Annotated in this window: 4 protein-coding genes, 2 tRNA genes and 2 rRNA genes; 4 read left to right on the top strand and 4 right to left on the bottom strand. The window is 51.1% G+C overall.

What is annotated here, in order from left to right; translation table 11 throughout:
• Positions 1–80: 80 nt before the first annotated feature.
• From EAW52_RS21750 to EAW52_RS21735, 4 genes are all read right to left on the bottom strand, one after another.
• Positions 81–2971: ribosomal RNA gene (locus tag EAW52_RS21750) — 23S ribosomal RNA — on the bottom strand.
• A 250-nt stretch (positions 2972–3221) separates the two neighbouring features.
• Positions 3222–3297: transfer RNA gene (locus tag EAW52_RS21745), tRNA-Ala, on the bottom strand.
• Positions 3298–3303: 6 nt separating this feature from the next.
• Positions 3304–3380 (bottom strand) — tRNA-Ile (locus EAW52_RS21740).
• A gap of 98 nt (positions 3381–3478) precedes the next feature.
• A 16S ribosomal RNA gene (locus tag EAW52_RS21735) occupies positions 3479–5015 on the bottom strand.
• Together the 16S and 23S rRNA genes with 2 tRNA genes alongside form the textbook arrangement of a ribosomal RNA operon.
• Positions 5016–6204: 1189 nt before the next feature.
• Between EAW52_RS21735 and EAW52_RS21730 the strand changes: the two genes are divergently transcribed.
• From EAW52_RS21730 to EAW52_RS21715, 4 genes are all read left to right on the top strand, one after another.
• Positions 6205–7353 (top strand): acyltransferase, encoded by a 1149-nt coding sequence (locus EAW52_RS21730; protein WP_122044030.1) that lies wholly within the window; start codon positions 6205–6207, stop codon positions 7351–7353.
• 1423 nt (positions 7354–8776) lie between these two features.
• On the top strand, positions 8777–9445 hold the full coding sequence (locus tag EAW52_RS21725; RefSeq protein ID WP_122044029.1) for an ABC transporter ATP-binding protein: 669 nt from the start codon (positions 8777–8779) through the stop codon (positions 9443–9445).
• A 2-nt stretch (positions 9446–9447) separates the two neighbouring features.
• The gene (locus tag EAW52_RS21720; RefSeq protein WP_122044028.1) at positions 9448–11916 is read left to right on the top strand and encodes an FtsX-like permease family protein; all 2469 of its coding nucleotides are present in this window, start codon (positions 9448–9450) and stop codon (positions 11914–11916) included.
• The gene (locus EAW52_RS21715) at positions 11906–12967 is read left to right on the top strand and encodes a lipocalin-like domain-containing protein (protein ID WP_122044027.1); all 1062 of its coding nucleotides are present in this window, start codon (positions 11906–11908) and stop codon (positions 12965–12967) included. Before EAW52_RS21720 ends, EAW52_RS21715 begins: the two co-directional genes overlap by 11 nt.

Below are 12967 nucleotides of genomic sequence, written 5' to 3'. Positions count from 1 at the left end.
AATGGGTATGTGATCGGTATTTGCGGTTCAACCAAGCTTTCGGCTGGTCTTTACCAAACAACAGATTGTTTGGGTGTTATATGGTCAAGCCTCACGGGCAATTAGTATCGGTTAGCTCAACGCCTCACAGCGCTTACACACCCGACCTATCAACGTTGTAGTCTTCAACGGCCCTTTAGGAAGCTCAAGGCTCCAGTGAGATCTCATCTTGAGGCAAGTTTCCCGCTTAGATGCTTTCAGCGGTTATCTTTTCCGAACATAGCTACCCGGCAATGCCACTGGCGTGACAACCGGAACACCAGAGGTTCGTCCACTCCGGTCCTCTCGTACTAGGAGCAGCCCCTCTCAAATCTCAAACGTCCACGGCAGATAGGGACCGAACTGTCTCACGACGTTCTAAACCCAGCTCGCGTACCACTTTAAATGGCGAACAGCCATACCCTTGGGACCGGCTTCAGCCCCAGGATGTGATGAGCCGACATCGAGGTGCCAAACACCGCCGTCGATATGAACTCTTGGGCGGTATCAGCCTGTTATCCCCGGAGTACCTTTTATCCGTTGAGCGATGGCCCTTCCATACAGAACCACCGGATCACTAAGACCTACTTTCGTACCTGCTCGACGTGTCTGTCTCGCAGTCAAGCGCGCTTTTGCCTTTATACTCTGCGACCGATTTCCGACCGGTCTGAGCGCACCTTCGTACTCCTCCGTTACTCTTTAGGAGGAGACCGCCCCAGTCAAACTGCCCACCATACACTGTCCTCGATCCGGATAACGGACCAGAGTTAGAACCTCAAGCATGCCAGGGTGGTATTTCAAGGATGGCTCCACGAGAACTGGCGTCCTCGCTTCAAAGCCTCCCACCTATCCTACACAAGCAGGCTCAAAGTCCAGTGCAAAGCTACAGTAAAGGTTCACGGGGTCTTTCCGTCTAGCCGCGGATACACTGCATCTTCACAGCGATTTCAATTTCACTGAGTCTCGGGTGGAGACAGCGCCGCCATCGTTACGCCATTCGTGCAGGTCGGAACTTACCCGACAAGGAATTTCGCTACCTTAGGACCGTTATAGTTACGGCCGCCGTTTACCGGGGCTTCGATCAAGAGCTTCGCTTGCGCTAACCCCATCAATTAACCTTCCGGCACCGGGCAGGCGTCACACCCTATACGTCCACTTTCGTGTTTGCAGAGTGCTGTGTTTTTAATAAACAGTCGCAGCGGCCTGGTATCTTCGACCGGCATGGGCTTACGGAGCAAGTCCTTCACCCTCACCGGCGCACCTTCTCCCGAAGTTACGGTGCCATTTTGCCTAGTTCCTTCACCCGAGTTCTCTCAAGCGCCTTGGTATTCTCTACCCGACCACCTGTGTCGGTTTGGGGTACGATTTCTAATTACCTGAAGCTTAGAGGCTTTTCCTGGAAGCATGGCATCAACCACTTCCTCTTCATAAGAAGAGTCGTCATCAGCTCTCGGCCTTAACTGTCCGGATTTACCTAAACAGTCAGCCTACCGCCTTAAACTTGGACAACCAACGCCAAGCTGGCCTAGCCTTCTCCGTCCCCCCATCGCAGTAATTAGAAGTACAGGAATATTAACCTGTTTCCCATCGACTACGCCTTTCAGCCTCGCCTTAGGGGTCGACTCACCCTGCGTCGATTAACGTTGCGCAGGAACCCTTGGTCTTTCGGCGTGCGAGTTTTTCACTCGCATTGTCGTTACTCATGTCAGCATTCGCACTTCTGATACCTCCAGCAAGCTTCTCAACTCACCTTCACAGGCTTACAGAACGCTCCTCTACCGCTCATCTTGCGATGAACCCGTAGCTTCGGTGTGTAGTTTGAGCCCCGTTACATCTTCCGCGCAGGCCGACTCGACTAGTGAGCTATTACGCTTTCTTTAAAGGGTGGCTGCTTCTAAGCCAACCTCCTAGCTGTCTAAGCCTTCCCACATCGTTTACCACTTAACTACAACTTTGGGACCTTAGCTGACGGTCTGGGTTGTTTCCCTTTTCACGACGGACGTTAGCACCCGCCGTGTGTCTCCCATGCTTGCACTTCTGGGTATTCGGAGTTTGCATCGGTTTGGTAAGTCGGGATGACCCCCTAGCCGAAACAGTGCTCTACCCCCCAGAGTGATACATGAGGCGCTACCTAAATAGCTTTCGAGGAGAACCAGCTATCTCCGAGCTTGATTAGCCTTTCACTCCGATCCACAAGTCATCCCCTGCCTTTTCAACGGAAGTGGGTTCGGTCCTCCAGTCAGTGTTACCTAACCTTCAACCTGCTCATGGATAGATCGCCCGGTTTCGGGTCTATACCCAGCGACTAAAACGCCCTATTAAGACTCGCTTTCGCTACGCCTTCCCTATACGGTTAAGCTTGCCACTGAATATAAGTCGCTGACCCATTATACAAAAGGTACGCAGTCACCCAACAAAGTGGGCTCCCACTGCTTGTACGCATACGGTTTCAGGTTCTATTTCACTCCCCTCTCCGGGGTTCTTTTCGCCTTTCCCTCACGGTACTGGTTCACTATCGGTCAGTCAGTAGTATTTAGCCTTGGAGGATGGTCCCCCCATATTCAGACAACGTTTCACGTGCGCCGTCCTACTCGATTTCACTCAAAAGATCCTTTCACCTACGGGGCTATCACCCACTATGGCCGCACTTTCCAGAGCGTTCGGTTAAAATCAATTGAGCTTAAGGGCTAGTCCCCGTTCGCTCGCCACTACTTAGGGAATCTCGGTTGATTTCTTTTCCTCAGGGTACTTAGATGTTTCAGTTCCCCTGGTTCGCCTCTCACACCTATGGATTCAGTGTGAGATACCTGACTTATGTCAGGTGGGTTCCCCCATTCAGAGATCTCCGGATCACAGTCTATTTGCCGACTCCCCGAAGCTTATCGCAGGCTATCACGTCTTTCATCGCCTCTGACTGCCAAGGCATCCACCGTATGCGCTTATTCACTTGACCATATAACCCCAAAGAATCTGAAGTTATGTTTGGTTTGGAACACGACATTCGCCGAAAACTTGCGCTTGAACTCGCAAATTTACCTTGACCACATAGTCTGCAGTGAAACAGCCTATGTGTTCGTACTTCTATCACATACCCAAATTTTTAAAGAACAGTCTGAAAACAAAGTTCAGAAGTCAATGCTCCGACCCAACCCTTAGGGGGGGGGGGGTAAGCACTCAGTTCTGAGCTTTAACGCGGTGTTAGATGGTGGAGCCAAGGAGGATCGAACTCCTGACCTCCTGCGTGCAAAGCAGGCGCTCTCCCAGCTGAGCTATGGCCCCATCGATTGGTGGGTCTGGGCAGATTCGAACTGCCGACCTCACCCTTATCAGGGGTGCGCTCTAACCAACTGAGCTACAGACCCAATCGTCTAACGCTTGAGTCTTGACTCATCTCGCGTCTTTATTTCAGTGAATCAAGCAATTCGTGTGGGAGCTTATGCCAAAGCTGGGATCTATCGATTAAGGAGGTGATCCAGCCGCAGGTTCCCCTACGGCTACCTTGTTACGACTTCACCCCAGTCATGAATCACACCGTGGTAACCGTCCTCCCGAAGGTTAGACTAGCTACTTCTGGTGCAACCCACTCCCATGGTGTGACGGGCGGTGTGTACAAGGCCCGGGAACGTATTCACCGTGACGTTCTGATTCACGATTACTAGCGATTCCGACTTCACGCAGTCGAGTTGCAGACTGCGATCCGGACTACGATCGGTTTTATGGGATTAGCTCCACCTCGCGGTTTGGCAACCCTTTGTACCGACCATTGTAGCACGTGTGTAGCCCAGGCCGTAAGGGCCATGATGACTTGACGTCATCCCCACCTTCCTCCGGTTTGTCACCGGCAGTCTCCTTAGAGTGCCCACCATGATGTGCTGGTAACTAAGGACAAGGGTTGCGCTCGTTACGGGACTTAACCCAACATCTCACGACACGAGCTGACGACAGCCATGCAGCACCTGTGTCAGAGTTCCCGAAGGCACCAATCCATCTCTGGAAAGTTCTCTGCATGTCAAGGCCTGGTAAGGTTCTTCGCGTTGCTTCGAATTAAACCACATGCTCCACCGCTTGTGCGGGCCCCCGTCAATTCATTTGAGTTTTAACCTTGCGGCCGTACTCCCCAGGCGGTCAACTTATTGCGTTAGCTGCGCCACTAAAGTCTCAAGGACCCCAACGGCTAGTTGACATCGTTTACGGCGTGGACTACCAGGGTATCTAATCCTGTTTGCTCCCCACGCTTTCGCACCTCAGTGTCAGTATCAGTCCAGGTGGTCGCCTTCGCCACTGGTGTTCCTTCCTATATCTACGCATTTCACCGCTACACAGGAAATTCCACCACCCTCTACCGTACTCTAGCCAGGCAGTTTTGGATGCAGTTCCCAGGTTGAGCCCGGGGATTTCACATTCAACTTACCAAGCCACCTACGCGCGCTTTACGCCCAGTAATTCCGATTAACGCTTGCACCCTCTGTATTACCGCGGCTGCTGGCACAGAGTTAGCCGGTGCTTATTCTGCTGGTAACGTCAAAGCTGCAACGTATTAGGTTACAACCCTTCCTCCCAGCTTAAAGTGCTTTACGACCCGAGGGCCTTCTTCACACACGCGGCATGGCTGGATCAGGCTTTCGCCCATTGTCCAATATTCCCCACTGCTGCCTCCCGTAGGAGTCTGGACCGTGTCTCAGTTCCAGTGTGACTGATCATCCTCTCAGACCAGTTACGGATCGTCGCCTTGGTGAGCCGTTACCCCACCAACTAGCTAATCCGACCTAGGCTCATCTGATAGCGTGAGGTCCGAAGATCCCCCACTTTCTCCCGTAGGACGTATGCGGTATTAGCGTTCCTTTCGAAACGTTGTCCCCCACTACCAGGCAGATTCCTAGGCATTACTCACCCGTCCGCCGCTGAATCAGAGAGCAAGCTCTCCTCATCCGCTCGACTTGCATGTGTTAGGCCTGCCGCCAGCGTTCAATCTGAGCCATGATCAAACTCTTCAGTTCAAACATATCCGGGTTTTGAGAAAACCCTAAACTTGGCTCAGCAATCGCAAATAAACTCTCGAATTCACGAGTGTTACTTGTCTTGCTGATAATCTTGTCGATCCATCAGTCTTACAGCACAAGCACCCACACGAATTGCTTGATTCAACTTGTTAAAGAGCGGTTGGTTAAGACCTTCGTCTCAACCGAGGCGCGCATTCTACGCTAACCTCTTGTCCTGTCAAGCTTTTTGTTCAACCGGTCTAACCAGCCGAACCGCTTGCCGGACCTGCCGGATCAGAAAACCTGTTCTGGCAGCGGGAGGCGTATTCTACACAAGCCCAGGGGCTTGTCAACTACCGCTTCCCTCTTTCCACTTCTGCCAGACCGGAGGCCTGACCTTGACTAAACAGCTAAGCCATTGATCTACAAGGCTTTTTGCTGTTCCGTTGCAGCGGAAGTGGGGCGCATTATAGGCCCCTCCGCTCACAGGTCAAGCTTTATTTGAACATCTTGGATAAGCGTTACGCAGAGAACTCTTTAAGAAAGAAGTCTAGATAGTGTGCCTCGATAGGTGCATGAGGTGCGAGGCATTTCACAAGAGTAAGACGGAATGCTCTACCACAAACGATTGAAGCTGACTCAGTTCTAATTTTGAAGCCGCTAAAAGGAACGGCTTTTAAACCTATCAGTCATTACCCTAGCTGCTATCTACCAGAAATACTTAGCGCATAGAGAGCAGCTGGTTGATGAATTTACAAATACAGGGTTTCTAAATGGCTTTTTTCTTAAACAAAAGCAAAGTGGTAAGCATTAACGCAAGACGCTGCGCCAAAAGCCCTACCCAAATACATAGTGTTGAGGGGGATCGTAAGAACTCAGGAAACCAACCGCTATCCAGTCATAATCAACACATAGGATTCTTTGGAATTTAGAAGCCGCTCGGGCTTGACCGCAATAGTCGCAACAGCCTATGGCTTACCACTGGGTTGCTTCTTTTCCTTTGATGACCGTCAGCCTTATGAAGGCCTCGTCATTGTCCATTCATTGGTCTTCCTAGCCGATGCCTTTCCGCATGGTCTTATGGTTTTTGTCGATTATCGTACTGCCCCTCTCTTACCAGGAGCAGATCCAAGCGCTCTTTCGACTAAAAATCTACTAACCGTTAAAAAGGCTGGAAGAGCAACACTATTACGATATCAACTCTGCTATGACTGTAACGCTGGAATTACTGCTTATTTATGTGTTGTCCATGTTCTTTTTGGACAGATTATTCAGGCGTCTAAATATCCTGTCAGAGCAGGCGCTAACCCGATCCTCCCCTATTGACGCACTACGAGGCGTACTCTCTACCACTGTGGTCTGCTGCCACTTTATGGTGACCTACCAATGGAAGACCACTGGCGAATGGGCAGGCTCAGACAGCAGTGCGCTCCTGAACAATATGGGGGCGGTTCCCGTCACGCTCTTTTTCATGATTACAGGCTTTCTGTTCTTTGGAAAAATTTATCAGCGCAAGCCTGACTGGCCACATATATTCCAGTCTCGATTCTGGAGAATCATGCCATTGTACGCATTCGTCGTGGCAGTAGTCGTATTTATCAGCTTGTATCGAACCGGATTTGATCTGGTATCGCTTACTCAACTGGCCAAGGAAAGCCTGAGATGGGTTGTTTTTCTTGGTGCCTCTTTTAATGGCTTTCAAGAGAGTCGCATCATTACGGCCGGCGTCCAGTGGACGTTGAAATATGAATGGTTCTTTTATCTAGCCCTTCCTGTTCTCGCAGCGCTGATCAACCGCGAAAACTACGGCCGCTACCTTGCCCTATCTCTCATCGTGGTAGTAGCTGCATTACCTGCAGCACAATTGGAAGTATTGAAGCTCCATTTCTTGCTATTTTTTATCGCCGGATTCATCCCCGTGCTGATCAAGCGACACCGGCCAGCATGGATCGATCATATAAAGAAACCCGTCTATGGCGCTCTGGCAATAGCCCTCGTCGCATATAGTATGACGATGCCGGATTACTTTTCTGTACCTCAGACTGTGCTCCTCAGCATAGCGTTTGCCATTATTGCGCTGGGTAACGATCTGTTTGGATTATTAAGTAGTTACGGCTTGAAGGCTTTAGGTGAGATCAGCTACAGCGTTTATTTAATTCACGGGCTTGTGCTATATAGCCTTTTTTCTTGGTTACAGGTCTATCCCTTTATAGGCAGCGATGTTTCTCACTACATTATGCTTCTGCCTTTGGTGCTGATATTGGTATGTGGGCTTTCCCTGTTAACTTTCTTGGGAATAGAGAAGCCTTTCATGTTGAAGCCTAGAAAAGGCGTAAATACTATACCGCCTCTCTAAAAGCTCTGGGTGTCACAGTTTCAACTGTGACACCCCATGTTTTCAATAATTTTAAAACTCCTAATAAACCAGAACGATTTCTAAATACTGTTTTGGCTTTAATTTTGAACATATCATTTGGTCGAATGTTCTCATACACCTAGAAGGAAATGAAACCCGATAAAATGGGCTTTAAAAATTTTCCGTTAATCAAGCAGAAAGAAATTCTCTGGATGAAGCCAAAGCGATGTTTGCACCTAAACCTCTTAAATCATACGGATAAAAAGGCTCTACTGGAAATGCAAGAATGCTATGAGTTTTACTTTCAATCACTATAAGTCCCAACCAGGTGGCAAAGTATATCAGTTTCAACATGTCCAAAAATTTACATAGCCTTTACCTGGAACGGGTATCGTCTTTACAACAGAAAGGCTTTAATGCGAGGGCAAGCGAACGATCCGTTGTTTGGTTTGTAACACGTCATCAGCCACCCCAGAAGCAGCGATTTCCCCCGTTGCTGCTTTTTTACTGGGGTGGTCTTTTTCAGGACGCACCAATCAAACGCGCGCTATCAAGGTAGCGTGAAGTGGCTAACGTTTGGTTAAGATCAGGCGTGCAAAGCTAACTGCCAAACAGCGGCCTTACCGCAGTAAGGCGGAAACCGTTTGCCTTTAACGATGGGCGAGGCCGTGCGAGGAGCACCTACAACTGTCCAGATACCACTTTCTGGACACGTCTGACCTGTTGTGCACTGGGTACCGATAGGGGTGATAGTAGGCATATCTACTACTTCTGCAGTATTACTTCTCATGACAATACAAACGTAGCTGACTATGGTCTGTTGAGGTTAACGCAGCGCTGCTGTTTTGCAACTGGCTTATATCGGCTGGCCTGCCAAAGATGACTAACGGCATGACTATGTATAAATGAGAACGATCTCCATAACTCCGCTACGCTTAATAGGGTGAAAGTCAACCAGAAAACCGTTACAGACTATTTACAGTAACTTAATATCACACTGATATCACAACATTGATCATCCAGTTATATAAATAAGACCCCTCATGCCTCACATCAGTACTGACTATACTATGCATAAAACAGGATGGCCTTAGGATTGGAGCTGCTATAGCAGAAAATAGTACTTGAAAAAGATACGATTACTTTTAGCAAAAGGCTCTGTTGAGCACGACTGCTTGCCTGTGACCGAGTAATGTTGCGTTATGATCTTCGATAGACCTTTATCTGAAACTCCTAAGGCCAACGACACCTCTTCGCTAGTCTAGTAAGCGGCTTTATTTTTACTGTATAAATTTCTTACATCGGTCCTATCTCAAGAACTAAGTCATGAGATTTGGGTTCGATATGACCTCTTCGCAGATCATCCCAGCGATCGCTGTCTCTGGTTTGCTTGTGCGTTTACCAGACGTATCAAGGCTCACTTATGCTTCATGTGCGACAACTTCATAAAAGCTACCCCACCCCTCAGGGCATTCTGCCGGTACTTCGAGGTATAGATTTAGATCTGCAGCGTGGTGGCAGCCTGGCTCTTATGGGCGAATCGGGAAGTGGTAAAAGCACACTCCTTCATCTTATTGCCGGACTCGACAAGGCAGATAGTGGCCGCATCGATATCGATGGAAAAGCATTACACTCACTTAACGAACAAGCGCTGGCTGACTGGCGTCGCTGTGAGATTGGCCTGATTTTTCAGCAGTTCAACCTCATCGGCAGTCTGACGGTAGAGGATAATCTAGCTTTTCAGGCCCGACTTGCGGGACGGCACGATCCATCGTGGCAGGCACAGCTTGCCGAGCAACTGGGTCTGAGCGAGTTATTGCAACGGTATCCAGAGCAGCTTTCGGGAGGACAACAACAGCGTGTGGCATTGGGTCGAGCCTTGGCATCACGTCCAGCGTTAGTACTGGCTGATGAACCGACCGGTAACCTGGACGAAGTAACTAGCGCCCAAGTACTCAAGCTGTTGCTGGATCTGGTAGACCGTAGTGGCTGTACGCTGCTAATGGTTACTCATAGCCCACAGGTAGCGGCACAGTTGCAGCAACGCGTCGTGTTGCGGGCAGGCCAAATTGCTACCCCTACTGGAAGCTGACCATGGGTGTTGTGTATTGGTCTGTGCGCAGCCTAATCAGCCACTGGCGAAAACACCCCGTGCAGTTTTTCAGTCTATTTACCGGGCTCTGGCTAGCCACGGCATTATTGACTGGCGTTCAAGCGCTTAACAGCCAGGCAAGGCAAAGCTATGCGCAGGCCAGTCAGCTCATTGGCGGTTTACCTCAAGCGACACTTTCTGCACGTAATGGCGGACTTATTTCTCAGGAAAGCTTTCTTGCGTTACGCCGGCAGGGATGGCCTGTGTCACCAATGTTACAAGGCAGCGCCGTTATTCAAGGCCAAACACGCCGTCTGCAAATCATGGGTATCGAACCAGTGAGCCTGCCGGTGGGCTCGTCCATAGCGGGCGAACCGACCGAAACACAGGACTTGATGGCATTTATTAGTCCACCTGGGCAAACCTGGGTTGCTAACCAAACACTACATGAGTTGAACCTGCAGGAGGGTGAGCGGCCTTACCTGGTTAATGGGCAACGCCTCCCGCCAATAACAGGTAAGTCAGGCATGGCTCCCGGCATGTTGCTAGTCGACATCGGAGTGGCCCAGCGGCTACTTCAGGCGCCGGACCAACTCTCACGTCTTGTTCTCCCAGCAGGTTTTCAGGAACCCCTTCCTTCTCCGTGGAATGAACGATTGCAATGGCAGCCCCATTCAAATGAAAACGACCCGGGCCAGCTCACCGAAAGTTTCCACCTCAACCTAATGGCGCTTGGGCTGCTAGCCTTTGCAGTTGGATTATTTATTGTACACGCGGCTATCGGGCTGGCCTTGGAGCAACGAAGACCCTTATTACGTACATTGCGCGCCAGCGGTGTAAGTGTTCAAAAACTCCTGATAGCGCTGACTGGAGAACTGATAGCGCTCGCGTTGCTAGGGGGGCTGGCAGGTATTGTTAGCGGCTACGTACTGGCCAGCCTACTCTTACCAGACGTGGCAGCCAGTTTACGAGGTTTATATGGTGCTGAGGTGGCCGGAGAGCTCTCTCTCAGTCCAATCTGGTGGCTAGGTAGCCTGGGACTTAGCCTTCTGGGTGCGCTGTTGGCGGGCGCAAACAGTTTATGGCGCGCCGCTCGGTTGCCATTGCTAGGACTGGCCAATAGCGAGGCTTGGCATCAGGCCCACCGTGCCTGGCTAAAACGCCAAGGATGGATCGCTGCTGTTGCAGCAGTGGTTGCCTTCATTGCCTGGCTGACAGGCAATAGCCTGGCGGCAGGTTTCGTCATGATGGGCAGCCTATTGCTCGCGGCAGCTTTAGGTCTGCCGGTAGCGCTCAGCGGCCTGCTGAGACTGGCACCTGCCTCCATGCGATCACCATTACTGGGCTGGTTTATCGCCGACTGCCGACAACAGTTACCTGGCCTGAGTCTGGCCCTCATGGCTTTGTTGTTAGCCCTTGCCGCTAATATTGGTGCCGGCAGTATGACAGAAGGGTTTCGGCATACCTTTAGTGTCTGGCTGGATCAGCGCCTTTCTGCCGAACTTTATATCCGCCCAGCTAGCCCGGATCAGGTGCAAGAGATGGCTAACTGGCTAACAGCGCGTCCTGAAGTTGACCGTGTTTTGGCAGGTCTTGAGCTTGAAACGCAATTGGGTGGTTGGCCTTTGACCATTGCAGGCGTAGAGGATGATGAGCTTTACCGCAACCATTGGCCCTTACTAGAGGCACGAGCAGATAACCCTTGGGACGCACTCTTTAAGGGCGATAGCGTCATGCTTAGTGAACAACTGGCTCGGCATTTGAAGGTTGAAATAGGCGACACGGTAAAACTACCGACAGCCGAAGGAACGTGGCTTGCCAAGGTCGTTGGTATCTACGCGGATTATGGAAACCCTCGTGGCCATGTTCTGGTAGATGCTAAGGCAATGAAAGCCCATTGGCCCAACCTGCCGGTAAGCCGTTATGCGCTGCGTATGGAGCCTTCAGCCGTTGGCAACCTGAAACAGGCCATCAAGGATACGTTTGCTCTCGATGACTCCCGTCTTGTGGATCAGGTACAGCTCAAACAATGGGCAACGCAGGTGTTTGAGCGCACGTTCAGTGCAACCTCGGCCCTTAATACGCTGACGCTGGGCGTAGCAGGTGTTGCGCTCTTTATTGCTTTATTAACGCAAAGCCAAAGCCGCCTTGGGCAACTCGCGCCGTTATGGGCCATGGGTGTTACGCGGCGCCAGCTGATGCTGCTTAACGTAGGTCAGACGTGGCTGCTAACATTGCTAACATTGCTCCTGGCGATTCCGCTGGGCATTCTGCTGGCATGGTGCCTGGTGGCCGTGATTAATGTTCAGGCTTTTGGGTGGCGTTTGCCGCTCCAGGTTTTTCCGGATCAGCTGATGCGTCTGGCAGGACTCGCTCTATTGGCTACCTGGCTGGCCTCAGCTTGGCCTCTCTGGACCCTGTGGCGGAGCCGCCCGGTTGACTTGCTGAGGGTACTGTCCGATGAACGCTAGGATTGGCTGTCTGGTTGTAGGCCTTTTTGTCCTAGGCGGATGCGATGACTCTTCATCCAAAGGACAAGGCTTTGCCGGTCTGGGCCAGGAAAGCCAGGGCTTTGCTCAGGTCGTACCGGGCAAGGTGTTCTCTTTTCCAGCCGATCATGGCGCTCATCCTGATTTTCGTATCGAGTGGTGGTATGTCACTGCCAACCTAAAGGACGCTGCCGGCAATGACTATGGCGTGCAATGGACGCTTTTTCGTAGTGCCATGCGTCCCGCAGCCAACCAGCCCGGCTGGGACAACGGGAATCTGTGGTTAGGTCACGCGGGACTGACTACCCGCACGCAGCAATTCCATGCCCAGACACAGGCGCGAGGGGGCGTTGGACAGGCCGGCGTGACAGCTGAACCTTTTGCTGCCTGGATTGATGATTGGTCAATGCAAGGCGAAGCATCGTCAGATCTTAAAGTGCAGGCCCGTGGCGATATGTTCTCTTATCAGCTCCAGTTGACGTCAGATCAACCACTTGTGCTCCAAGGGGACCAAGGCTTGAGTCGCAAGTCAACCAGAGGCCAAGCGTCCTATTACTACAGCCAACCTTTTTTCCGCGCACAGGGTGTATTGAAAATCGAGGGCAAACCCGTGGCCGTAAGCGGCACGGCCTGGCTTGATCGCGAATGGAGTAGTCAGCCGCTCTCGGAAGATCAGCACGGATGGGACTGGTTTTCGCTACACCTGCAGGATGGTCGACAACTTATGGTGTTCCGCTTGCGACAGGCAGATGGCGATAACTACCTGAGCGGTACCTGGATAAAGGCCGACGGCCAGACCGAACCCCTGCAAAGAGACGAAATCGAGTTAAAAGCTTTGGATGAACATTTGATCGCGGGGCGGAAAATTCCAACGCGCTGGTCTTTGTCCCTAATCAAACGCGGGCTTAACATTGAGGTGTCAGCCATTAATCCCAACGCCTGGATGGATGTAGGAACACCCTATTGGGAAGGGCCCGTACGCGTACAAGGCAGCGAAACCGGAATCGGCTATCTGGAAATGACAGGTTACTGA

It is taken from the genome of Pseudomonas sp. LTJR-52, assembly GCF_003691465.1.
GTDB classification, from domain to species: Bacteria; Pseudomonadota; Gammaproteobacteria; order Pseudomonadales; family Pseudomonadaceae; genus Chryseomonas; species Chryseomonas luteola.
Note: the sequence above shows the minus strand (reverse complement) of the source record. Positions and strands in the feature narration are given on the sequence as shown.